The 22,171-nt window shown below is 64.5% G+C and carries 21 protein-coding genes; 6 read left to right on the plus strand and 15 right to left on the minus strand.

Annotated features, from left to right (window positions below; all coding sequences use genetic code 11):
* Together HGR_RS06420 and HGR_RS06425 are read left to right on the plus strand one after the other, a co-directional pair.
* Positions 1–578 (plus strand): SAM-dependent methyltransferase (locus HGR_RS06420; protein ID WP_006297343.1); only part of this gene is annotated, 578 nt, incomplete at its 5' end.
* Positions 579–602: 24 nt separating this feature from the next.
* Positions 603–797, plus strand: coding sequence for a DUF2905 domain-containing protein (locus HGR_RS06425; protein WP_006297344.1), 195 nt, complete (start codon positions 603–605; stop codon positions 795–797).
* A 91-nt stretch (positions 798–888) separates the two neighbouring features.
* On the opposite strand, the gene HGR_RS06430 is transcribed toward HGR_RS06425, so the two are convergent.
* Together HGR_RS06430 and HGR_RS06435 are read right to left on the minus strand one after the other, a co-directional pair.
* Positions 889–2,169 (minus strand): multifunctional CCA addition/repair protein, encoded by a 1,281-nt coding sequence (locus tag HGR_RS06430; protein ID WP_006297345.1) that lies wholly within the window; start codon positions 2,167–2,169, stop codon positions 889–891.
* Positions 2,170–2,265: 96 nt separating this feature from the next.
* On the minus strand, positions 2,266–3,105 hold the full coding sequence (locus tag HGR_RS06435; protein ID WP_006297346.1) for a helix-turn-helix domain-containing protein: 840 nt from the start codon (positions 3,103–3,105) through the stop codon (positions 2,266–2,268).
* 147 nt (positions 3,106–3,252) lie between these two features.
* On the opposite strand from HGR_RS06435, the gene HGR_RS06440 reads away from it, so the two are divergent.
* Positions 3,253–3,660 carry a hypothetical protein gene (locus HGR_RS06440; protein WP_039852710.1) on the plus strand — a complete coding sequence of 136 codons (408 nt, stop codon included), beginning with the start codon at positions 3,253–3,255 and terminating at the stop codon, positions 3,658–3,660.
* Positions 3,661–3,697: 37 nt separating this feature from the next.
* On the opposite strand, the gene HGR_RS06445 is transcribed toward HGR_RS06440, so the two are convergent.
* Entirely contained in the window at positions 3,698–4,663 is a 966-nt protein-coding gene (locus HGR_RS06445) for a complex I NDUFA9 subunit family protein (protein ID WP_006297348.1), read from the minus strand.
* Positions 4,660–6,639 (minus strand): lytic transglycosylase domain-containing protein, encoded by a 1,980-nt coding sequence (locus HGR_RS06450; protein ID WP_006297349.1) that lies wholly within the window; start codon positions 6,637–6,639, stop codon positions 4,660–4,662. Before HGR_RS06450 ends, HGR_RS06445 begins: the two co-directional genes overlap by 4 nt.
* 345 nt (positions 6,640–6,984) lie before the next feature.
* Between HGR_RS06450 and HGR_RS06455 the strand changes: the two genes are divergently transcribed.
* Positions 6,985–7,593: a 5-formyltetrahydrofolate cyclo-ligase gene (locus HGR_RS06455; RefSeq protein WP_006297350.1), complete on the plus strand. Its 609-nt coding sequence runs from the start codon at positions 6,985–6,987 to the stop codon at positions 7,591–7,593.
* Between the two features lie 133 nt (positions 7,594–7,726).
* Positions 7,727–8,089 carry a PsiF family protein gene (locus HGR_RS06460; RefSeq protein ID WP_237701381.1) on the plus strand — a complete coding sequence of 121 codons (363 nt, stop codon included), beginning with the start codon at positions 7,727–7,729 and terminating at the stop codon, positions 8,087–8,089.
* 151 nt (positions 8,090–8,240) lie between these two features.
* Here HGR_RS06460 and HGR_RS06465 read toward each other — a convergent pair whose 3' ends face one another.
* From HGR_RS06465 to HGR_RS06510, 10 genes are all read right to left on the minus strand, one after another.
* A complete protein-coding gene (locus HGR_RS06465) occupies positions 8,241–9,338 on the minus strand; it encodes a porin (protein WP_006297352.1) in 1,098 nt (365 codons plus the stop codon).
* Positions 9,339–9,588: 250 nt separating this feature from the next.
* Positions 9,589–11,457: a potassium transporter Kup gene (locus HGR_RS06470; protein ID WP_006297353.1), complete on the minus strand. Its 1,869-nt coding sequence runs from the start codon at positions 11,455–11,457 to the stop codon at positions 9,589–9,591.
* 48 nt (positions 11,458–11,505) lie between these two features.
* Entirely contained in the window at positions 11,506–12,816 is a 1,311-nt protein-coding gene (gene gshA / locus HGR_RS06475; protein WP_006297354.1) for a glutamate--cysteine ligase, read from the minus strand.
* A 68-nt stretch (positions 12,817–12,884) separates the two neighbouring features.
* Entirely contained in the window at positions 12,885–14,138 is a 1,254-nt protein-coding gene (locus HGR_RS06480) for a glutamate-5-semialdehyde dehydrogenase (RefSeq protein WP_039852714.1), read from the minus strand.
* 109 nt (positions 14,139–14,247) lie between these two features.
* On the minus strand, positions 14,248–15,294 hold the full coding sequence (gene holA, locus HGR_RS06485; RefSeq protein WP_006297356.1) for a DNA polymerase III subunit delta: 1,047 nt from the start codon (positions 15,292–15,294) through the stop codon (positions 14,248–14,250).
* A 2-nt stretch (positions 15,295–15,296) separates the two neighbouring features.
* Positions 15,297–15,857 (minus strand): acyloxyacyl hydrolase, encoded by a 561-nt coding sequence (locus tag HGR_RS06490; RefSeq protein ID WP_006297357.1) that lies wholly within the window; start codon positions 15,855–15,857, stop codon positions 15,297–15,299.
* 37 nt (positions 15,858–15,894) lie between these two features.
* Positions 15,895–16,395: an LPS-assembly lipoprotein LptE gene (locus HGR_RS06495; protein WP_237701382.1), complete on the minus strand. Its 501-nt coding sequence runs from the start codon at positions 16,393–16,395 to the stop codon at positions 15,895–15,897.
* A gap of 56 nt (positions 16,396–16,451) precedes the next feature.
* Positions 16,452–19,163 (minus strand): leucine--tRNA ligase, encoded by a 2,712-nt coding sequence (gene leuS / locus HGR_RS06500; RefSeq protein ID WP_006297359.1) that lies wholly within the window; start codon positions 19,161–19,163, stop codon positions 16,452–16,454.
* 17 nt (positions 19,164–19,180) lie between these two features.
* Positions 19,181–20,023 carry a 4-hydroxy-tetrahydrodipicolinate reductase gene (gene dapB / locus HGR_RS06505; RefSeq protein ID WP_006297360.1) on the minus strand — a complete coding sequence of 281 codons (843 nt, stop codon included), beginning with the start codon at positions 20,021–20,023 and terminating at the stop codon, positions 19,181–19,183.
* Positions 20,020–20,541: an outer membrane protein assembly factor BamE gene (locus HGR_RS06510; RefSeq protein ID WP_081463470.1), complete on the minus strand. Its 522-nt coding sequence runs from the start codon at positions 20,539–20,541 to the stop codon at positions 20,020–20,022. The genes dapB and HGR_RS06510 overlap by 4 nt, the downstream gene beginning before the upstream one ends.
* Before the next feature lie 151 nt (positions 20,542–20,692).
* Between HGR_RS06510 and fur the strand changes: the two genes are divergently transcribed.
* On the plus strand, positions 20,693–21,124 hold the full coding sequence (fur, locus tag HGR_RS06515) for a ferric iron uptake transcriptional regulator (protein ID WP_006297362.1): 432 nt from the start codon (positions 20,693–20,695) through the stop codon (positions 21,122–21,124).
* Positions 21,125–21,170: 46 nt separating this feature from the next.
* Here fur and hprK read toward each other — a convergent pair whose 3' ends face one another.
* Entirely contained in the window at positions 21,171–22,115 is a 945-nt protein-coding gene (gene hprK / locus HGR_RS06520) for an HPr(Ser) kinase/phosphatase (RefSeq protein ID WP_006297363.1), read from the minus strand.
* Positions 22,116–22,171: the final 56 nt, after the last annotated feature.

A 22,171-nucleotide genomic window follows, 5' to 3' on the forward strand; every position in this document is an offset into this window, starting at 1 on the left:
CCCGGCCCCCGCCGGTGGCGGTCGCGGGCGAACACGACTACCTGACCGAAACGCACGCACAGGCCGAAGCCTTCATGCGCACGGTGGCTGGCAAGCTCTTGCGCGGCGCCCGCGAGGGGCGGCTTGGCGCGGCTTTCTTCATCGACTATGGCTTTCCGGAGGTGGAGTATTACCACCCCCAGCGTCACATGGGCACGGTGATGTGCCATCGCGCGCACCAGTCCGACACCGATCCCTTGAGCGACGTGGGTCTGAAGGACATCACCGCCCATGTGAACTTCACGGGCATCGCCCTGGCCGGCCAGGAGGCTGGACTGGAAGTACTGGGCTACACCTCGCAGGGGCGTTTTTTGTTCAACTGCGGCCTGGCGCGCCTGATGGCGCCCGATGAAACCGCAGCCGACACGCCAGAGGCGCTGGCCCGGCGCGTGCAGGCCAGCAAGCTGGTCATGGAGCACGAGATGGGCGAGTTGTTCAAGGTCATCGGCTTCGCCACCCGGGATGTGACGGGCGCCTCACCTTGGGCGGACGCGCCGGCGCTGGGGTTCACCTCTGGCGATCGCACCCACGCGCTCTGACGGAACCCGACGCAAGGACAGAACATGTGGCGCTGGTTGTTGGCTGTTTTCATCATCCTGCTGATCGTCAACGCGTTGACGCCTTGGTTCCAGCGCATCGGTTTCGGTCGCCTGCCGGGGGATTTCAACTTCACCTTGTTCGGCCGACGCTTCAGTCTGCCGTTCATGAGCACCATCCTGCTGAGCCTCGCGGCCGCGCTGATTGCCCGGTTGATCTGAGCCTCTGAGAAGCCGTTGCGCGGCGCTTGTCCTGGAGTCCATGGCACTCGATGCTCGTCGGGCCGCACCCGGCTGGTCCGCTTCACGCGATTCACGCCATCTGCATCGTTGCCAGGGCCTGTTCGATGGCGCGCACACGCGCCGCATGGATGCGTCGACCCACTTCCGGTCCCTTCAAGCCCTGCGCCATGGCCTGCGTGGCGATGTCATGGGTGGGCAGGGCGAGCGCGGCGTGCAGTGCACCTTGAAGACGTGTCGCCTGCGGATAAGGGCGATCACGCAGGCCATCGCCCGCGACACCTCGCCCGCGTGCGTCACAGGTGCAGGCCAGCAGCGCCTGGCTGAAGCGTTCGGGCTTGCGCAGGGCATCGCAGCGCTCCAGCAGGCGCAGCACGGCTTCGGCGTTGAGCTTGCCGCTGGCGTGGATGTTGCCATGTTCGCGCGCCACCACCTCGCCCAATTCGCGGCAGTCCACGGGCACACGCAAGCGTTCGGAGATGCCTTGCAAGAGCCGCGCGCTGCGCCCCTCGTGGCCAAGGTGTCTCGGCAGCACGTCAGCGGGCGTGGTGCCCTTGCCCAGGTCGTGACCCAGGCAGGCGTAGCGCACCGGCAGGGGCGCGTTCAATTCGGCGGCCAGGTCCAGCACCAGCATCAGGTGCACACCCGTGTCCACTTCGGGATGGTGCTCGGCGGGTTGGGGCACGCCCCAGAGCCGGTCGACTTCGGGCAGCAGGCGCTTGAGCGCACCGCAGACGCGCAGCACCTCGAGCATGCGCGAGGGCCGGGCTTCCATCAGGCCGCGGCTCAGTTCCTGCCAGACGCGCTCGGGCACCAAGTGGTCGACCTCGCCGTCTTCGACCATCTCGCCCATGAGCGCCAGGGTCTCGGGTGCGACCTGAAAGTCCGTGAAACGTGCCGAGAAGCGCGCCACGCGCAGGATGCGCACCGGGTCCTCGCGGAAGGCCGGGGTGACGTGGCGCAGGATGCGCTGTTCCAGGTCGCGCCGGCCCTGGTAGGGGTCGACGACCTGCGCGGGGTCGAAACCACCGTCGGGCCGGCAATGCTCGCGTGCCACGGCCAGGGCGTTGAGGGTCAAGTCGCGCCGGGCCAGGTCTTGCTCCAGCGTCACGTCGGGCGCGGCATGCACGGCGAAGCCCTTGTAGCCGCGCGCGGTCTTGCGCTCGGTGCGCGCCAGCGCGTGCTCTTCGCGGGTCTCGGGGTGGAGGAAGACCGGGAAGTCCTTGCCCACGGGCGTGAAGCCCTGGGCGGCCATGGCCTCGGGGGTGGCACCCACCACCACCCAATCCCGGTCCTTCACCGGTAGGCCGAGCAAGGCGTCGCGCACCGCGCCGCCCACCATGTAGATCTGCATGGGGACAGTCTAGCCGCTTGTGTTCTGAGTCCCGTGGTGAGCCTCATCGCGGCGATGTGCGGTGGGCTGGCGCACGGCAGGCGTGGGTGGCCGTGCTCAGACTGCCGCGGCGAACTGGTGCAGTAGCGCGTCCGTCGCGGGGTCGGACGGGTAAAAAAGCTCGATGCTCAGCTCGGCCAGCGTGATGTCGCGTGGCGTGCCGAAGGCCGTCAGGGTCGTGAACAGCGAGAGCGGGTGGCCGCCAATCTCCATCTCGCAGGGGATCAGCAGCTCGGGCGTGCCGTCGGCCGGGCCGGACGCGTCCAACAGCGCAGCCACGTGGGGATAGGCCAGTACCTCTTGTTCCAACGCCGCCAACTGCGGGTCGCGCGACTCCTGCACCTGACGGCGCAGGGTGCGCAGCAGGTAGGCCCCCCATTCGTGGAAGTTGCGGGTCAGTGCGGCGTAGCCTTCGGCGTGCAGGCTGGCGCGAAACATGTTGACGCCCGGTTCGCGCAGCGCGGGCGGCAGCAGGGCGATCAGGCGCTGCGCCGCGCGGTTGGCGCGCACCACGTTCCAGCCGCCGTCCAGCACCACGCCGGGGTAGGGGTCGTGCGCCCGCAGCAGCTTGTCCAGCGCGGCGTGAATCTGTGGCATCTGTCCGGACGCAAGCGGTTGCTCGGTGTAGCGCGGCGCGTAGCCGGCGGTCATCAGCCAGACATTGCGCGTGCGCAGCGGCAGGGCCAGCCGCTCGGCGATCGCCAGCAGCACTTCAGCCCCCGGTCTGGCGCGCCCCGTCTCCACAAAGCTCAGGTGGCGGGGCGAGATGCCCACGTCCAGCGCCAAGTCCATCTGGCTCAGTCGCCGTTGCTGGCGCCATTCCCGGATCAAATCGCCAATGCCGCCCACCGCGGTGGGGCGGGAGGTGGTGGCAGGTGGTGGGTTCAGGATGTTCATGGGGTGGGCGATTCTTGGGGGCGTTCACGGCGCTGACCGCGTTCAGCATGCGGCATTTTGCGCGGGGCTTCCATGACCTGACAGGTAATCGACGCGCCGCAGGCCGAGATGGAGACTCACGCCGTCATTCACCCCAAGGAGTTCGCCATGTCTGCTTTGACTCAAGTGCTTGCCTCGCCCCGCCTCCTGCACCTCGCCCTGCGCGGTGACGCCATCAGCGGCATGGCCATGGGCTTGCCCCTGGTGGCCCTGGCCGATCCCCTGGCCTCTTGGCTGGGCATGCCCGCTCAGCTCCTGCTGGCCAGCGGTCTGGCCCTCTTCCCGTTCGCGGCCTTGATGCTGTTGGCCGCGCGCAGCGCCCGGCCTCCGGCGGCCCTGGTCTGGCTCGTGATCCTGGGCAATGCGGCCTGGGTGGCTGGCAGCGCCTATCTTTGGTTCGTGCTGCCGCTCACCGTGCTCGGCCAGGTGTTCCTGGGGGCGCAGGCGCTGGCGGTCGTCCTGCTGACGGAGTTGGAGTACACGGGGTGGCGACGTTTGTCGCAAGCCCGCGCTTGAGGAGCCGAGGAAGCCCTGCGCGTGCGGGCTTCGCGGCTCAGCGGCGTGCCGATGGCCCGCGTGCGCGCAGCGCTTGCAAGTGGTCGGATGCGCCCAGATAAGCGGGAACGATGGCCAGTGGCGAAGCCGGCGTGATGCCCAGCGCGTCCAGGCCCGGCAGCTGGCCGGTGGCCACGTTGGAGACTTTCATCGAATCCAGGTTGTCGCGGCTCATCAGCGGTTCGCCCGGAGCGCACTCCATCACCATCGCCTGCAGCCGGCCCAGCAAGGGCGGCAGTGCAATCACGGGGCGCGGCACACCGGCCGAACGGCCGGCCAGTTGCACCAGTTCGCGCAAGCTGTGCACCGAGGGGCCGCACAGCTCGTAGGTCTGACCCACCGTGCGCGGATCGAAGAGGCAGCGGGTCACCGCCTCGGCCACGTCCTCCACCCAGACGGGCTGGAAACGCGCCTGCGCGCCGGCGAGCGGCACCAGCGGAAAGATGCGCTGCAACTCGGCGAAGAGGTTGAGGAAGCGATCGTCCGAACCGAAGATGACGCTTGGGCGCAGCACGGTGAGTTGCAGGCCGTTGCTGTCCGCGGCTTCCCTCAGCACCGCTTCTCCCTGGCTCTTGCTGCGCAGATACCGCGAAGGCGCGGACGCGGCGGTCTCGGGGGCGGCGCCCAGCGCGCTGATGTGGATCACCCGCCGAACGTCGCTGGCCAGGCTGGCTCGCGCCAGCGTTCGGGGCAGCTTCACGTGCGCGCGTTCGAACGCAGCGGTGCCGCCGTGCAGGATGGCCACCAGATTGACCACGGCGTCGTGGCCGGGCAGCAGACGGCGCAAGGTGGCTTCGTCGTGGACATCCCCTTCCAGCACGCTCAGGCCGGGCAGGTGTTGCACCGCGCGGGCATGCTCGGCTCGGCGCGTGAGCACCGTCACCCCGCAGCCACGCCGGACCAGGTGTTCGCAGACATGGCGGCCGACAAAGCCCGTGCCGCCCAGCACTAGCACGCGCTTCATGGCAGCTCCTCGACAGGTTCAGGCTTGGCTACGCCCTGAGGGCCGACATACCCCAGCCGGGCCTTGAGCGACTGCGGCTGACCGCTGAGCACGGCGGCGTAGTTCACGGTGTTCGGCAACACCTTTTTCACGTAATCGCGGGTTTCGCCAAAGGGGATGTTTTCGATCCAGATGGCGGCTTCCAGCACCGGGTCGTTCACCTCGCCGCGCCAGACCCGGGCACGGCTGGGGCCGGCGTTGTAGGCGGCAGCGGCCATGGGCATGGACCCATCAAAGGCTTCCAGCACCAGCTTGAGGTAGCTGGAGCCCAAGGTTATGTTGGTGTCGCGGTCGGTGATTTGCTTGGGTTTGTAGTTGCGCAGACCGATGCGGCGCGCCGTCCAGTGCGCGGTGGCGGGCATCACCTGCATCAAACCTGCGGCGCCGACGCTGGACTGGGCCTCCGCGATGAAGCGGCTTTCTTGACGGATCAGCCCGTAGATGAAGGCTGGCTCCAGCCCGGTCTGCACGGCGCGCTCCTGCACCTGCTCGCGATAAGGTGTCGGGAAACGCTGCGCGTAATTCATGAACGCACGCGTGCGGTCGCTGGTGTTGATGCAGCGGTCCCAGACTTGGGCCTCGCAGGCCAGCGTCGCCGCGGCCAGCAGTTCGCGGTCGGTCATGCCGCCAGGAACGTGCAGGCTGATGGTGTAGTTCCATTCCCGCACGCCTTCGTCGCGCAAGCCGATGCGGATCGCCTGCAGCGCGCGCTGCAAGCCCGGGTTATCGCGCGCGGCTTGCAATTCCTCGGTCTTGGGTACCGTTTGCTCCGTCGGCGCCGCTATGGCCTGACCCAATTCCTCCAGCGCGAGCTGGCCGTAGAAATGGCTGGGCGAGGCGATGGATTGCAACAGGACGCGGGCGCGCTGCTCGGCGTCCGGCACTTGCAGCGCTAGCAGGGCACGTGCGCGCCAGTAAACCCAGGTGGGGTCGCGCAACTGCGCGGGGCTCAGGGCATTGATGGCGTCGTTCACTTGCTGCCAGTCATTGGCGCGCAACGCGGCGCGCACGCGCCAGAGCAACTGGTCGCTGTGCATGCTGGCGGGGTCGCCCTGGGCGTAGTACTCCAGCGCCTTGTCGGACAGCAGGCGAGCCGAGCGCTTGCCGATCACGCCCCAAATCCAGCTGCGTTCCTCGTCGGTCAACTGGGCGCGCCAGCGCAGCTTGTTCAGTTCCTCGGCCGCGGCGTGCGGGTCGTTGGAGGCCATGCGCACGATGGCGAGCGTGACCCACTCCCGGGTTTTGGGGCGGAAGGCCGTCAGGTTCTCATCCAAGTAGCGCTTGGGGCCGGCATACAGCTGGTTCAAGCCCACGGCCCAGGCCGGATTGAGCAGGCTCACTGCTTGCTGGGCAATCTGGGGCTGATCGAATTCAAAACCGAGGCGAGCGCGCCGCCAGACCACCATGGGGTCCATCCGCCCGTCATGCAGCAGGCGCTGGGCCGCCGCAGCACAGCCCTCGCCGGGAGTGAACAACTGGCCCAGCCAAAGCTCCGTCACCTGCCGCACGATGGGATCGGCCACTTCGGCTGGCGTGTTGGCGCCCTCACGCGCGTAGGTGGCGTGCAGGGCATGGCAGCGCACCTCTGGATCGTCGTGCATGCGGAACTTCGCGTACTCAGCCTCGAACCGGGGCCAGTCGCGTCGCTTGCCCAGGATCAATAGCCAATCGTTGCGCAACCGGTCTTCTTGGTAGCTGCCCGCGTAACGGGTCAGGAAGGCTTCGATGTCCGCCGTCTTGGCGTCCTCGAGCCGGGAGCTCAGCTCCCAGTAGGCCGCCCAGATTTCCAGGGCATGGCCTCGCACCTGCGGCAGCAACTCGGCCATGCGGCGGCGATCCAGCTTCTTGTAGGCCATGGACATGTCGCCCATCAGCACGTCCTGACGCGATTTGTTCCAGGCCCCCGTGGGCGTTCCGGCGGGGGTGGCCAGGGCCACGGACTCTGCTTCGGCCCCTTGTTTTGCCAAGGCTGGTGAGGCCGTCGGCACCGCAGGGATGGCCGCGGCAGGTGCTGGGTTGCTTGGGGCGGGCACCGTTGGTGCTGAAAGCAGGGGGGCTGGCGTTCCCGACACTGCGGTGGGAGTCAATCCTGAGGTGCCCGTCGTCGCAGCAGGGGAAGGTGGCACCAAGAACGCGGCTGGGACGTCCGGCGCGGCCTCGCCCTGAGCTGGCGCGGCATGGCTTGAGGCCAGCAGGCAGCCGCCCAGCATCAGGCCGACGGTCAATGTCAGAATAGCTCGAAACTTCATGCCCAAATTATGACCATGACCGGGCCCCGCGATATGTCAGAAAAAACCACAGGAATAGGGTCAGAAAAGCAGGAACTGCGCAAGCGCCTGATCGCCGAGCGCCTGAACTTGCCCGACCGCATGGGTCGGGCAGCGGCCTTGCAGCAGGTCATGCGCATCTGGCTGATTGGGCGCACTGACCGGGTGATCGGGGCTTACTGGCCGATCAAGGGTGAATTCGATCCTTTGCCAGCCCTGCACCGCTGGAAGGAAGATGGCGAACTGCTGGACCAGCCGCAGCGCCGTCGCATCGGCTTGCCGGTCATCGACAAGGTGCACAAAACGCTGACGTTCCACGCTTGGTACCCCGGCTGCCCGATGGAAGAAGACGCCTACGGCATTCCCAAGCCCAAGGACACGGAAGTCATCGTCCCGACGCTGCTGTTCGTGCCCTGTGTCGGTTATGGCCCTGGAGGGTATCGCCTGGGCTATGGCGGGGGGTTCTACGACCGCACGCTTGCCACCTTGCAGCCCAAGCCCCACACCGTGGGCCTGGGTTATGCCCCGGGTTTCGTGGACGATCTTGAACCCGAGCCCCATGATGTGCCCTTGGACGCCATCCTCAACGACAAGGGCGTGGTGTGGCCGGTGGGGATGGGTTGAACTGCCACATGCCAGGCTTCGGGCTCAGCCGTCTGGCCGATCCGGATCTCTGATTTTCGAGTCCGGATTCCCAAGGTCTTGGCTTTGGCTCCGTGCAGCGACTGGATGACGTCGATGAGACCTGCTGGAATGAATGCCCCAGCAACTTCATGCAAAAGGTCTCATCATGAAATCATCCTCTTTGAAATGTGCATATTTGGCGCTGCAATTCAGTCTGGCCCTGGGTCTTGCGGTGGGGCTGAGCGCCGTGTGGGCGGCTGTGCCGACGCAGTCAACGACCACAACACCTGCCGGCAACACGGCGAGACCCGCCAAGCCCGCGACCCTCACGCAGGCTCAGCCGAGCCAGGACCCGGGGAAAAAACAAACCCAGCAGGAGCGCATGAAAAGCTGCAACGCCGAGGCCAAGGCCAAGACCTTGAAAGGTGAGGAGCGCAAGAGCTTCATGAGCCAGTGCCTGAGCAACAAGCCGGAAGTGCAAGGCGCGAAGAAATAGACGGCGAGCGAGCGGACAGCTGCCCACACGGCGCAATGCTTTCAGGAAGGCATTAAAAAACCCCGTGCAGCTCACGCTGCACGGGGTTTTGTCTGAGATTGCATCAAATCGGTGCCAGGCCTTGCCCCGAGCACCGATCAGCTGGCAAGGATCAGAACACCAGGATCATGCCCACGGCGAAACCGGTGGCGGAATCGCTGTCGTCGCCGAACCACAGGGTGTCAGCATCGGTCTTGGCGCCGCCGATTTCAGCGTAACCGTAGACGTTCTTCAGAACTTCCTTGTTCACGAACAGTTCGTAGGCCGTGGTCTTCACGTCGTCAGTGGTATTCGACACACGAGACTTGTCATTGCCGATGGAGTACTGAGCACCCAAGCTCCAGCCGCCAGCCACCGTGGTGACAACGCCAGCGTTGATGCTGGAACGGGTGTCAACCTTGTGATAGTCGGCCTTCAGCTTGAATGCGCCGAAGTCGTACTGAGCACCAAAGCCCATGTAAGGGGCAGTTTCGTCAAAGTCCTTGGTCGACTTGTCGTCGTCCTTGGTCGATTGGCCTTGGAAGGCAGCGGCCAGGGTCAGCGGGCCCGCGACATAAGTCGCGCCGGCGGACACGACATTCTTCTTGTCTTCGTTGTCATCCGTTGCCGACTTGTAGTCGTTGGCAGCACTGTCCATCGTGTAGCCGACTTGAACGGTCAGACCGCCCATGGCCGGGGAGATGTACTGCAGCGAGTTGCTTTGACGAGACAGTTGCAGCCACTCAGAGCCAGCGAAGTAAGCCGCAGACACGCCGTTGGAGGCACCGTTGTAGTCCAGGCCGATGAAGGTCTGGAAGGGCACGCTGTCTTGCTGACCAAAACGGAATTCACCGAACCCACCCGACAGGCCGCCCCAGGCTTGGCGATTGAAAAGTTGCAGGTTGTCGTCTTTGCTGTCGCCGTCCGTACCGGTAGTTTTGCCGTTCGTCGCACCAGCGCCAGTGATACCCGCTTGGTAGTTGAAGTTGGCCTTGATGCCACTGCCCACATCCACGCTGCCCTTGATACCAAAGCGCGTGGTGGAATTGCCTTCGCTGGCACCGCCGTCGCCGCCCGAGTGCAGGCCGACGTCGTTGCCAGTGGAGTCACCCGTGACGCTCTTACCAACGCTGATGTCGAACAGGCCATAAGCCGTCACTTGGGCTTGGGCCACACCGGCAGCGCCCAAGAGGGCGGCTGCGGCTGCGGCGGAAATCAGAGCTTTTTTCATGTGAAAAGTCCTTGATGGGTTGAACAAAGTCTTCGAAAGACCGTTGGGAATTATGACAGCCTAGTCACGGCCGTCTGGGGGATTTGGTACGCAAGAAGCATGCCTTTGATCTGCATCAGTTGCGCGTGAGCAACAGGGAGTTGCACGAGGTCGTGCCTGCCTGAGGCCGAGTGCGGAGGCTGTTACATCCTGTGCTTGGCACAGCGGCCTTGTGACTTGCTGTCCCACCACAGTTGGCGGTCCAGCGCGCTCAGATTTCGACCTTGCTGCCCAACTCCACCACGGCGTTGTTCGGCAGGTGGAGGAAGTCGGCCGCCGCGCTCGCGTTGTGGTGCATCTGGGCAAAGAGCTTTTCGCGCCAGTCGGCCATGCCGCCCCCAAAGGTGGGCACCACGACGTCGCGCGAGAGGAAGTAACTGGTGTTCATCGCGTCCATCAGGCAGCCGCGGTTGCGCACGGGCTCCAGTGCCGCGGGCAGGTCCGGGTCATTCTTGAAGCCGTAGTTGACGATCACCTGCCAGCAGTCGTGGCCCAGGGGAGTGATCTCGATGCGCTTGTCCAGACCGATCCAGGGCGTTTCATGGTTGCGCACGGTGACGAAGAGGTTGTTCTCGTGCAGCACCTTGTTGTGCTTGAGGTTGTGCAATAGGGCATTGGGCACCGTGCCCGCCTCGGAGGTCAGGAATACCGCCGTCCCCTCGACCCGCGCGGGCGGGCTGATGAACACCGCATCCAGAAAACTCCGCAGGTCGATGGCGTCGGCGCGTTGCTTGTCCGCGAGCAGGTGGCGCCCTTCCTTCCAGGTGAGCATCAAGGTGAAGATGGCGCCCCCTATGAGCAGGGGGAACCAGCCACCATCCGCGAGCTTGAGCATGTTGGAGCTGAAGAAAGCCAAGTCAATCACGAAGAAGCAACCAGTGGCCGAGATGCACAGCCACAACGGGTAGCGCCAACCGTAGCGAATGACGAAGAAGGTCAAGACCGTGGTGATCAGCATGTCGAGCGTGACGGCAATGCCGTAGGCCGACGCCAGATTGCTGGACGACTTGAACAGCATCACGGCCAGCGCGATGGCGATGAACAGGCCCCAGTTGATGAAGGGCATGTAGATCTGCCCCGTCTCTTTCACGCTGGTGTGGCGGATCTGAAGGCGAGGCAGGTAGCCCAGCTGGATGACTTGCTTCGTGACACTGAATGCGCCAGAGATCAAGGCCTGTGACGCAATCACCGTGGCCATGGTGGCCAAGACCACGAGGGGCAGCAGCGCCCAATCGGGGGCCATCAGGTAGAAAGGATTCTTGACCGCTTCGGGGCGTTGCAGCAGCAGCGCACCTTGACCAAAGTAGTTGAGGGTGAGCGCGGGCATCACGATGGCGAACCAAGCCAGGCGGATGGGGCGTTTGCCGAAGTGGCCCATGTCCGCGTACAGCGCTTCGGCGCCGGTCACGCAGAGTACCACTGCCCCCAGGATGATGAAGGAAGTGCCCGGGTTGTCGCCAATGAATCGCAGGGCGTGGTGGGGGCTGAGCGCGGCCAGGATGGCCGGGTTGTCCGCAATGTGCATCACCCCCAGCGCCGCGATGGTGACGAACCACAGCAAGGTGATCGGGCCGAAAAAGCGGCCAATGCCACCGGTCCCGTACTTCTGCACGAAAAACAGGCAGAAGAGAATGATCAAGGTGAGCGGAATCACCAAACGCTTGAAAGCGGGTGACGCCACTTCCAGGCCCTCGATGGCCGACAGCACGGAGATGGCGGGCGTGATGACACCGTCACCATAGAACAGGCACGCGCCAAAGACGCCCACCATCAGCAGCACGCGACGCAGTGCTGGCTTGTCCTTGACGGACTGAGAGGCCAGAGCCAGCATGGCGACGAGGCCACCCTCTCCCTTGTTGTCGGCACGCAAGACGAGCACCACGTATTTCAAGGAGACGATGAGGGTCAGCGTCCAGAAGAAGATGGACAGGATGCCGTACACATTCTCTGGTGTGAACACCACATGGCCGGAGCCGAACACTTCCTTGACGGCATAGAGCACGCTGGTGCCGATGTCGCCATAGACGATGCCGATGGCGCCGAGAGTCAGTGCGGCGAGGGAGGACTTGGAGGCGCTCATGGTGGATGGCGCTGGGCCGTTGCGTGGTGGGGCGAGCCGTGGGCCCGGTCAGGCGTAGACCTCGGCCTCGGGGTCCGTGGCCTCCAGCTCATAGCTCGAGGCCAGCAGTCCCAAGCGGGCGACCACACCGTACATGTAAAAGCGGTTGGGCACCGACGCGCCAGGCTTCGCGCCGGGCTGGGGCAATTGCGTGCTCTGGTCGAAAGCCAAGGGAACGTAGCTGGCACCGGGGGCGTTCAGGTTTTCGTCTTCGCCACGCTCGGCATGGATGCGGTAGAAGCCCCCCACCACGTAGCGGTCCATCATGTAGACCACGGGCTCCGCCACCGCATCGTGCATGCGTTCGTGCGTGAGCACGCCCTCTTGGATGATCATGCTCGGGATGTCCTTCTGGGCGAGCAGCTTGGCGCGGGCGCGCTCGTTCAGGACTTGCAGGTCCTTGGTGTCGCGCACGGTCATGATGCCCTTGCCGTCCGTCCCATTGTCGGCCTTGACCACCACGAAGGGCTTTTCCTTGATGCCGTATTCCTTGTACTTGCGACGGATGCGCGTGAGCAGGGTGTCGACATTGCTGCTCAGGCATTCCAGCCCAGAGTCCGTGTTGGTGTCCGAGAACGCCACCCCTTCGCATTGCTCATGCATGGGCGTGATCAGCCAGGGATCAATGCCCAACAACTTGCCCAGGCGTTTGGCGACTTCCTCATAGCTCTTGAAGTGGCGGCTCTTGCGCCGCAGGCTCCAACCCGCGTGCAAGGGTGGCAACAAGTATTGCTCGTGGATGTCTTCCAAAATGCCCGGTATGCCAGCGGACAAGTCATTGTTGAGCAGAATCGTGCAAGGGTCGAAGTCCTTCAGGCCCAGGCGGGTCTTGCTGCGAACCACGGGCTCCAGCGTGATGGATTCGCCGCCGGGCAAGGGGATGGTGGTGTTCTTCTTGATCGAGGGACTGATGGAGCCGATGCGCACGTTCAGCCCCGTCATGTGGAAGATGCGCTGCAGTTGTGCGATGTTGCTCAGATAAAACGTGTTGCGCCCGGCGTTCGCAGGATCGATGTTTTCCGGGATCAGCAGCAGGTTGCGCGCCTCCGGACAAATCTTCTCCACCGCGGCCATTGCGGCCTGCACGGCCAGCGGCAGCATCTCGGGCGTGAGGTGGTCCCAGCCGCCAGGGAAGAGGTTGGTGTCCACCGGTGCGAGCTTGAAACCCGCGTTGCGGATGTCGACGGAGCAATAGAACGGTGGTGTGTGCTCCATCCACTCCAGACGGAACCAGCGTTCGATGGCGGGCATCGAGTCCAGCACGCGCTGTTCGAGTTCGTTGATCGGCCCCGTGAGGGCGGTGATGAGATGCGGAACCATGCAAACCCTTTTTGTGTTGAGGGGCGCGGGACGAGCGCATCTTGGAAGACGCTCGGCCCGCCAGGGCCTTACGTCCTGATTTCCCCTTGCCCCAGCACCACCCATTTGAGCGAAGTCAGCCCAGCGAGGCCCACCGGGCCGCGGGCATGGAACTTGTCCGTGCTGATGCCGATCTCCGCGCCCAGCCCGTACTCGAAGCCGTCGGCGAAGCGTGTGCTGGCGTTGACCATCACGCTGGCCGAGTCGACCTCGCGCAAGAAGCGCTGGGCATGAACATGGTCGGTGGTCAGGATGGCGTCCGTGTGATGGCTGCCGTACCGGTTGATGTGCGCGATGGCTTCGTCCAGGCCATCGACCACCTTGACGCTGATGATCGGAGCCAGGTACTCGGTGTACCAGTCCTGCTCGCTGGCGGTTGTCACCTTGGCGTTCTGCACCGAGGCCAGGATGGACTGAGCCTCGGCATCGCAGCGCATTTCCACGCCTTTGGCGGCATAGACGGCGCCGATCCTGGGCAGAAATTCCCGCGCCACGTCACGCGCCACCAGCAGGCCTTCGCTGGCATTGCAGGGGCTGTATTTCTGGGTCTTGGCGTTGTCGGCCACCGTGACGGCCATGTCGATGTCACACGGGGCGTCAACGTAGGTGTGGCAATTGCCATCCAGGTGTTTGATCACGGGCACCTTGGCCTCGCGGCTCACGCGTTCGATCAGGCTGCGTCCGCCGCGCGGGATGATGACGTCCACATAGTCCGGCATGGCGATGAGCCGGCCCACGGCCGCGCGGTCGGTGGTGGGCACGAGCTGCACCGCGTCCGCTGGCAGTCCGGCCTCGGCCAGTGCTGCGTGCACCAGGCGAGCCAGCGCCTTGTTCGATTCGATGGCTTCCGAGCCGCCCCGCAGGATGCAGGCATTGCCGCTCTTGATCGAAAGGCTGGCGGCTTCGATCGTCACATTTGGCCGACTCTCGTAAATCATGCCGAACACGCCCAGCGGCACGCGCATTTGGCCCACGCGGATGCCCGAAGGCTGCTGCGTCAGGCCGGAGATTTCACCGATGATGTCGGGCATCGCGGCCAGCTGCTCACAACCCAGCGCCACGGTCTCAAGGATCTTGGGCGTGAGCTTGAGCCGGTCCACCATGGGCTCGCTCAGGCCCGATGCCTGAGCGCGTTCCAGGTCCAGCGCGTTGCTGGCCTGCAGTTCGGTGGTGTGCTCACGCAGCCGACGCGCCAGCGCGCGCAGCGCGGCGTTCTTGCTGGCCGAGTGGGCCTTGGCCATCAGCGCCGAGGCCGCCCGGGCTTGGACACCCAAGGTCTGCATCAACTCGTTCAGGTCCGGCGAGGCGGACTCGGCTCCGGCCCCGGACGCCGACTGGGCGAGCAAAGGGGCTTTTTCTGGCGCGTTCATGCCTGCATTTTACGCCGGAGGGCTATTGCACCGCTTGGCATACTTCCATGGCGAGCCGGTGCAGGGCTTGCCAGCCGTTCGCGGGCCAACCGGGGGCTTTGAGGCCTTTCACGATGCCATCCACCTGGTGCGCGGCGTGAAGCAAATCGTTGAGTTGCGTCTCTGACAGCCGCGGCAGGGCGCGTTCGTAGAGTTTTTCCTTGGCGCCCCAGACGCGCTGCTCGCGCAGTGCCATGGGCAGGGGGCGGCCCTGGCCGAGTGCGTCCTTGACGCGCTTGAGGCCGCGGATGTCCTCGGCGATGGCGTAATGCGCCAGCACCTCGGCTTCGCCTTCGGCCTGCAATCCATCCAACATTTTCTGTGCGCGGGCGCTCTGTCCGGCCAACACGGCTTCGGCGAGCTTGAATACGTCGTAACGCGCGACATTGAGCACGGCGGATTCGATCTGTTCGAAACTCAGGGTACCTGCCGGGTAGAGCAGCGCCAGTTTGCTGATTTCCTGATGCGCCGCCAGCAGATTGCCTTCCACCCGGTCAGCGAAGAACTGCAGGCTGTGTTGGCCCGCTTCTCCCTCCTCAACGCGCTGCCCCTGGGCCGACAGGCGTTGGGCGATCCAGGCAGGCAGGGCCCGACGCTCGACCGGGTCCACCTGGACAGTGACGCCAAAACTTTCCAACGCGCCAAACCAAGCGCCTTTTTTGGTCTGCATGTCCAAGCGTGGCAGCAGAACCAGCGTCAGGGTGCTGTCATTGCCTTGCGCCGCTTCGGCGATCTGCTGCAGGGCCGCGCTGCCCTCCTTGCCCGGTTTGCCACTGGGCACCCGGATCTCCACCATCTGCCGCTGCGCGAACAGGCTCAGGCTGCCGCCCGCGGCCAGGACCTCGCTCCAGTCGAAGTGCGCCCCCGCCACCGTGTGCACGCTGCGCTCACTGAAGCCCTCCGCCCGTGCGGCGGCCCGGATGCTGTCCGCCGCCTCTTGCTGTAGGAGGGCCTCGTCCCCGTGCACCGTGTAGAGGCTTTTCAGACCCTTGCGCAGATGGGCCGAGAGTTGACCCGCGGCGATTTGCATGGTCAGAAATTCTTGATCAAACCCAGACCCACGAAGTTGTAGGCGGCGTTGACAGGCGTGATGTCACCGTTGGAGAAATGCCGCCAGTAAAGCTCCAGCGCGACATCGTTGTCGAAACGGTAACCCAGGAACAGCTTTTCCCCAAAGGTGAAGGCGGAATCAACGCGCCCGTCGGTGCTGCGCTCCTTGATGTAGATGCCCAGTCCCAGGCCCGCGTAAAAATGCTCGAAATTCGGGATGAACAGGAACTCCTGCGCCAAACCGAAGACCAGCTGGTCTTTGTCCAAGCCCATGATCTGCGCGACATGGACCGAGGACCTTGCGGGCAAACGGAAAAAAGTCGAGGGCTGGGCGTATTGCAGCTCAACAAGACCCATGTCTTCCTGGACTTTGAGGGTGCTTCCCATCCGGGAGACCGCGCCTGTTCCCGTAGAGCCCGCCGCGTACAGTGCGAACTGATTTTGCTTGTCCCCGAACATGGGGTTGTACGCCTGGGCGTCGGCCCAGGCGGGGCCCAGCAAACAGGAAACCAGCCACAAGGGGGCGAGCCAGCGGTGCAACATTCTGGTCAATTTCGGTCTCCGTGCTCAGGTGACTGTCTTACTCGTCGGATGATTTTTCCAGAGCCTTGGCATCCAGGGCTGCAAGTCGGCGAACGATCTGTTGCACCAGGTCAACCTGCATGCTCCGATAGAGTGCCGCTTCTTCGGCTTCTTTGGCCAGTGCCAGGGTTTCGTCGTAGCTCATCGTGCGCTGTTGAGTGAGCGTCGTATCCGGAATGACGACATGGCTTTGGGGCACGCGCAAGCGGAATTTGAGGGTCAGGGTCAGTTGGAATTCACGCGCTTGGCCCGTGGCGTTGACGCCGATGACGGTTTTCTTGCGCTGTTCGCCAAACACGTCCAGCACCACCTGCGCATCCGTGGGTTGAGCGGGTTGCGTGAGGTAGACCAACTTTCCACTGGCCGGCAGTTGGCGTTGCAGTTCCGCGCCCAAGGGCGAGTAACGCGGCGCGCTGCTGTAGAGCGTATGGAAAGGATAGTCGACGGGGGCGCGCAGACCAAAGCCACAGGCGCTCAGGACCAAGGTTAGAGCGAGCACTCCCGCGATGACTCCAAGCCTGAGCGGCCACGAGTGGGGTGAGCGTTGGGATTTCATCAGACCACGACGTTGACCAAGCGCCCTGGCACGACGACGACTTTCTTCGCCGGCTTGCCTTCCGCGAACTTGGCGAAGTCGGGCGAGGCCAGCGCCGCGGCTTCGATGGCGTCCTTGCTCGCATCCGCCGCCACGCGCAGCGCGCCGCGCAGCTTGCCGTTGACCTGCAGCATCAGTTCGACCTCGTCCTGGCGCAGGGCGTTGTCATCCACTTTGGGCCAGGCGGTGTCCAGCAGGCCGCCAAACTGACCGGCATAGCCCAGCTCTTCCCACAGAACATGGGTGATGTGGGGCGTGGCCGGGTAGAGGCAGCGCAACAGGATGCTGAAACCTTCGATCAGCGCGACATCCGCGCCCGGGCTGCCGTGCCCCTTGAAGCTTTCCAGGGCATTGAGCATCTTCATCACGCCCGAGACCACGGTGTTGTACTGCATGCGCTGGTAGTCGTAGTCCACCTGCTTGAGCGCGCTGTGCAGTTCGAAACGCAAGGCCTTGGCTTGCGGGCCGAATTCCACGTCCTTCAGCGATTGCTTGCCGGCCACGCTGGCCTCGGCGGCGCTCTTGTCCATGGCCGCGAGCTTGGCGCCGAAGGCCCAGACGCGCTTGAGGAAACGGTGACTGCCTTCGACCGCCGTGTCGTTCCACTCCAGCGTGGCCTCGGGCGGCGCGGCGAACATGGTGTACAGACGCGCCGTATCAGCGCCGTACTTCTCGATCAGATCCTGCGGGTCCACGCCGTTGTTCTTGGACTTGGACATGGTGCCCACGCCCTCGTAATCGATGGGCGTGCCGACGGGCAGCGAGCCCACCGCGTTCTTGAGCTTGGCGCCAATGATCTTGCCGGTGCCGTCCAGCAGATGTTCGACGTCGTGCGGCCAGAAGTATTCCTTGCCGCCCTTTTCGGTGCGGCGGGAATAGATGTGGTTGAGCACCATGCCCTGCGTGAGCAGGTGGGTGAAGGGCTCGTCGATCTTGACCAGACCCAGGTCACGCATCACCTTGGTCCAGAAGCGCGCGTACAGCAGGTGCAGGATGGCGTGCTCGATGCCGCCGATGTACTGGTTCATCGGCATCCAGTAGTCGGCACCACCCGCGACCATCTGCTCGGCGTTGGCCGGGTCGCAGTAGCGCATGAAGTACCAGGAGCTGTCCACGAAGGTGTCCATGGTGTCCGTCTCGCGCTTAGCGGGCTTGCCGCAGACCGGGCACACCACGCCGGCGTGGAAGCCTTCGTGCTTGTGCAGCGGGTTGCCGGAGCCATCGGGCACGCAGTCCTGCGGCAGCACCACGGGCAGATCCCGCTCGGGCACCGGCACGGCGCCGTGTTCTTCGCAATGGATGATGGGGATGGGCGTTCCCCAGTAGCGCTGACGGCTGATGCCCCAGTCGCGCAGGCGCCAGGTGGTTTTCTTCTCGCCCAGGCCCTTGGCGCCCAGCAGTTCGGCCACCTTGTCGACGGCGGCCTTGTGGCCCAGGCCATCCAGCACGCCGCTGTGGACGCAGGCGCCTTTTTGCTTGTCACCGTACCACTCGGCCCAGGCGTCGGTCGAGAAGGCCTCGCCAGCGACGGCGACCACCTGCTTGATCGGGATGCCGTATTTCTTGGCGAAGGCAAAGTCACGTTCGTCGTGGGCGGGCACGCCCATGACGGCGCCATCGCCGTAGCTCATCAGCACGTAGTTGCCGATCCAAACTTCCACCTTCTCGCCCGTGAGCGGATGCGTGACGAACAGGCCGGTGGGCAGCCCTTCCTTTTCCTTGAGCGCGAGTTCGGCTTCGGTGGTGCCGCCCTTCTTGCAGTCCTCGATGAAGGCGGCGAGCTTGGCGTTGCCCTGGGCGGCGTGCGTGGCCAGCGGGTGCTCGGGCGCGACGGCGCAGAAGGTCACGCCCATGATGGTGTCGGCGCGGGTGGTGAAGACGTACAGCTTGCCGTCCTGGATGAGCTGGCCGTCCGTGCCTTTGATCTCGTGCGGGAAGGCGAAGCGCACCCCCTCGCTCTTGCCGATCCAGTTCTCCTGCATCAGCCGCACCTTGTCGGGCCAGCCGGTCAGCGTGGCCTTGGGGTTGCCGAGCTGCACATGGTCCAGCAACTCTTCGGCGTAGTCGGTGATCTTGAGGTAGTAGCCCGGGATCTCGCGCTTCTCGACCAGCGCGCCGGTGCGCCAGCCGCGTCCGTCGATGACCTGTTCATTGGCCAGCACGGTCTGATCCACCGGGTCCCAGTTGACGACCTGGGTCTTGCGGTAGGCGATGCCTTTTTCGAGCATCTTGAGGAAGAGCCACTGGTTCCATTTGTAGTACGTGGGGTCGCAGGTGGCGACCTCGCGGCTCCAGTCGATGGCCAAGCCCATGGCCTGCATCTGCCCCTTCATATAGGCGATGTTCTCGTAGGTCCACTTCGCCGGCGGCACGCCGTTCTTGAGGGCCGCGTTCTCGGCTGGCAGGCCGAAGGCGTCCCAGCCCATGGGCATGAGCACGTTGTGGCCCTTCATGCGCAGGCTGCGCGCCAGCATGTCGTTGATGGTGTAGTTGCGCACGTGGCCCATGTGCAACTTGCCGCTGGGGTAGGGCAGCATGGAGCAGGCGTAGAACTTCGGTTTGGGCTGGCCCTTCGCGTCCAGCGCGTTTTCGGTCACGCGGTAAGCGTCCCGTGCGAGCCAGTCGATCCGGGCATCGTGTTCGACTTCGAGAGGCGAGTATTTTTCTTGCATGGTGCGGGTGAAAAGACTTATTTCAGGCCGAGCACGTCGAACATGTCGTACAGGCCGTTTTGTTTGTCTGCGAGGAAGCTCACGGCGCGCAGGCTGCCCTGGGCGTAGGTGGCGCGGCTCGCGGATTTGTGGGTGATTTCGATGCGTTCGCCCGTGCCCGCGAAGAGCACGGTGTGGTCACCCACGATGTCACCACCGCGGATGGTCGAGAAGCCGATGGTGGACGGATCGCGCTCCCCGGTATGACCGTAACGCTCGTAGACCGCGCAGTCCTTCAGATCGCGGCCAAGCGCCTCGGCGATGACCTCGCCCATCTTGAGCGCGGTGCCGCTGGGTGCATCCACCTTGTGACGGTGATGGGCCTCAATGATCTCGATGTCGTAGCCCGTGGACAAGGCCTGGGCCGCCATGGCCAGCAGCTTGAGCGTCACGTTCACACCCACGCTCATGTTGGGCGCGAGCACGATGGGGATATCGCGGGCCGCGGCGGAAATCTCAGCCTTCTGCGCATCGCTGAAGCCCGTGGTGCCGATGACCAGGGCCACGCCGAGTTCGCGGCAGACCGCGAGATGGGCCATCGTGCCTTCGGGGCGCGTGAAGTCGATCAGCGTCCCTGCGTCTTGCAAGCCTGCCCGCAGATCGGAGGTGATGGCCACGCCGCTGGTCTGTCCCAGAAATGCCGTGGCTTCCTGGCCCAAGGCGGCGCTCTGCGGCTGGTCCAAAGCGCCTGCCAGTTGATGGGAGGTCGACGCCTGGACCGCTTCGATCAGCATGCGACCCATGCGGCCCGAGGCGCCGGCCACGGCGACGCGGTATCGGCGCGCGGTGGCGGGCGTGGAAGAGGTGGTGGCGAGGCTCATGATTGGGGGGCGTTTTCCAGGGGCGGGTAGCTGCTGGGCAGGGGGGGCACGGGCGGGAGCGGGGCGGCCGGGGCGGGCGCGGGGAAATCCGCGAGGTCTTTTTCGTCGGCCTGCAACAGGGGCGGGCGCTTGGTGACGGGCTTGCTCAGGCTGGCTGCGAATTCGACTTCACTCGGGAATTCGGCATTGGTCTCGAAGCGCTCCAGCCGGTCATCCTGGAACAGCACGGTGAGTCGGCGTGCCTGCGGCGCCACGCCTTGCTGGTCGATGGTGAACACATAGTCCCAGCGACTGGCGTGGAAGAGGTCGCTGACCAGGGGCGTGCCCAAGATGTCACGCACCTGGATGCGGCTCATGCCTGGGCGCAGCGCGCCGAGCTGTTCGCGGGTGATCACATTGCCCTGCACGATGGTGGGTCGGTAGGGGGCGCAAGCCGTGAGCAGCGTCACGGTGCCGGCGGCGAGTGCCAGTGCGGCGAATAAAACCGCGCGGTGAAGGTGGCGCAAGGTGTTGAGCATGGGGAAAAAGGCGGGCGGCCAGAAGGAATAAGCGCGATGCAGTCGGGTGTAAACCCGGAACCGGGCTGACGGCAACAGCGAACGCGCTATCATCGTTCATTGTATTTTCTCTCATCCTGCCCACGAATCCCCTCAGTCCAGGAGCCTGCCCATGAGCACCATCGACGAACTCAAGAGCACCGGTCTCAAAGCGACCTTGCCCCGCCTGAAGGTGCTGGAGATTTTCCAGAAGGGCAAGCAAAGGCACATGAGCGCGGAAGATGTCTTTCGCGTGCTGCTCGACGAACATTCCGATGTCGGCCTGGCCACCGTCTACCGCGTGTTGACCCAGTTCGAACAAGCCGGAATCCTCATTCGCAGCAATTTCGAGGGTGGCAAGGCCATCTATGAATTGAACGAGGGCCACCACCACGACCATTTCATCTGCACCAAGTGCGGCAAGGTCGAGGAGTTCTTCGACGAGCAGATCGAGAGCCGGCAAAAGGCCATCGCGAAGGACAAGGGCTGGCTGCTGCAGGAGCACACCATGTCGCTCTATGGCCTGTGTGCCGATTGCACCAAGGGTGGCGTGCCGCAGCGTTGAAGGCTCACCGGCTTCGCGGGGAGGCTACTGGCTGGCTTCCTGCCCCTCAGCCGCCCATGGCCTTGCGATGCCGCTCGGTGAATTCCTTGTAGGTGTCGATGCCCCGCAGTTGCAGGATGGTGTTGCGCACCGCCGCCTCCACCAGCACCGCCAAGTTGCGGCCCGCCACGACTTGGATGATGGCCTTGCGCACCGGTATGCCCAGCACATCCTGACGCAGCGGTTCGGAAGGAATGCGTTCGTAGTCGCGCTCCATCGTTTCCTTGCGCACGAGGTGGACGATGAGCTTGAGCCGCATCCGTCGGCGCACCGCGGTCTCGCCGAAGATGGCCTTGATGTCCAGCAGACCGATGCCGCGCACCTCCAGCAGGTTGCGCAACAACTCGGGGCATCGGCCTTCGATCGTGTCCTGGTTCACTCGGTACAAATCCACCGCGTCGTCTGCCACCAGACCGTGTCCCCGCGATATCAGTTCCAGCCCCAGCTCACTCTTGCCCAAGCCAGATTCACCGGTGATCAGCACCCCCAAGCCCAGGATATCCATGAACACCCCATGCATGGAGGCGCGGTCCGCGAAGTGCCGCGACAGGTAGCTGCGCAGCATGTCGATGACATAGGCCGAGGATTCGGGCGAGGCGAACATGGGGATGTTCGCGTTCTCGCAAAAGTCAATCAGCGCCTTGGGGGCGGGCTGCCCATCCGCCAGGACGAGCACAGGCGGCTCCAGTGTCGTGATGCGCGCCACCCGGCGTGCGCAGTCTTCATGGGTGCCGCGTGTCAGGTAGGCGATTTCACGCTCACCCATCACCTGCACGCGATAAGGGTGGATGTAGTTCAGATAACCCACCAAGTCCGCGCCCGAACGCGCCGCGCGCACGGCCACTTCGTCAAAGCGGCGTTCGGACGCGCCCAGGCCAGCCACCCATTCCCACTTGAGTCTTCCGCGGAACTCTTCAAACAGCACCTCGGCGCTGACGACGGTGGGCCTCATGGCGCTCCTTCTTTGTGTGGGGTGAGTGTCTGACGGACGATCAGCAGGGTGGAGCC

This window comes from Hylemonella gracilis ATCC 19624 (genome assembly GCF_000211835.1).
Lineage (GTDB): Bacteria > Pseudomonadota > Gammaproteobacteria > Burkholderiales > Burkholderiaceae_C > Hylemonella > Hylemonella gracilis.